Source organism: uncultured Campylobacter sp., from assembly GCF_938040115.1.
GTDB lineage: Bacteria > Campylobacterota > Campylobacteria > Campylobacterales > Campylobacteraceae > Campylobacter_A.
This window is the reverse complement of sequence record NZ_CALHXD010000158.1, coordinates 1-1,342: the sequence shown is the minus strand read 5'-3', so window position 1 is coordinate 1,342 and position 1,342 is coordinate 1. Positions and strand designations below refer to the sequence as shown.

General features: G+C 50.0%; 1 protein-coding gene. It reads left to right on the top strand.

Annotated elements, in window-relative coordinates:
* On the top strand, positions 1-1,325 hold a 1,325-nt coding region (locus Q0314_RS05620; RefSeq protein ID WP_298057410.1), incomplete at its 5' end, for an alanine/glycine:cation symporter family protein.
* Between the last annotated feature and the right edge of the window lie 17 nt (positions 1,326-1,342).

The window sequence follows — 1,342 nt, the reverse complement described above, 5'->3', positions numbered from 1 at the left end:
TTACGATTAGGCTGCGCTTCGTGCAGATTTTTAAGTTTAAGATGGGGCTTAATAGGCTTTTTGGTAATTTTTCGTTGCACGGCGAAGCAGCGGGAAAATCGGGCATGAGTTCGTTTCAGGCGGTCGCCACGGCCGTCGCGGCACAGGTGGGCACGGGCAACCTCGTGGGTGCCACAACCGCGCTCATCATGGGCGGGCCGGGAGCAATATTTTGGATGTGGTGCGCGGCGTTTTTGGGCATGGCGACGAATTTCGCAGAGATCTGCCTAGCTCAAATTTACCGCACCAAAGACGACAGCGGGCACATGATCGGCGGACCCGCGTTTTATATCAGCTGTGGATTAAAGAGCCGTTATGCCAAGGTTTTGGCGGCGTTTTTTGCGCTGGCGATCATTTTGGCGCTCGGATTTATGGGAAATATGGTTCAGGCCAACTCGATTTCGGATGGATTTAAGGGCGCATTTGGCATACCGCAGTGGGCGAGCGGACTGTTTTTGGCGGCGATTTGCGCTATGATCTTTATCGGCGGCGTCAAAGCCATCGCCAGAGTCGCAGAAAAGATTGTACCTATCATGGCGATCCTGTACGTCGCGGTCGGACTTGTGATCATTTGCTTTAATCTTGATAAAATTCCCGGCGTCATAGCGCTTATATTTGAAGCCGCGTTTAATCCGTCCGCAGCTTGGGGCGGTGCGACTGGAGCCACGATAGCTACGGCGATGAGATACGGTATCGCGCGCGGACTGTTTTCAAACGAAGCCGGCATGGGCTCTACCCCTCACGCGCACGCCGCAGCTAACGTCAAACACCCGGTAGATCAGGCGGTGCTAGGTATCATGAGCGTGTTCGTAGATACCTTTATCGTGCTAAATATCACGGTTTTTGTCGTGCTAAGCGCGGACGTGATACGTTTTGAAAACGGCAAAGCCGTGCTAACCGGTATCGCACTCGTTCAGGAGGCTTTTTCCTCGCATGTTTTGGGGCATACGGGCGGATATAGCTTTGTGGCGGTTTGCTTGTTTTTCTTTGCGTTTACGACGATACTTGGGTGGTATTATTTTGCCGAGATAAACGTTCGCTATCTTTTCGGCGCTAAATTCGTGCGCGTCTTGCAAATTTTGGTCGTCGGGTTTATATTTTTAGGCAGTTTGCTTAAGATAAATTTCGTCTGGGAGCTAGCGGATATGTTTAACGGCCTTATGGTACTGCCGAATTTAATCGCCATCATCGCGCTAAGTCCCGTCGTGGTTAAACTCCTAAAAGACCACGATACGGGCAAGGAATACGAACAGAAAAACTATGTAAGAGAGCCAAATTTATTTTAGAAAACTTAAAAATTTAA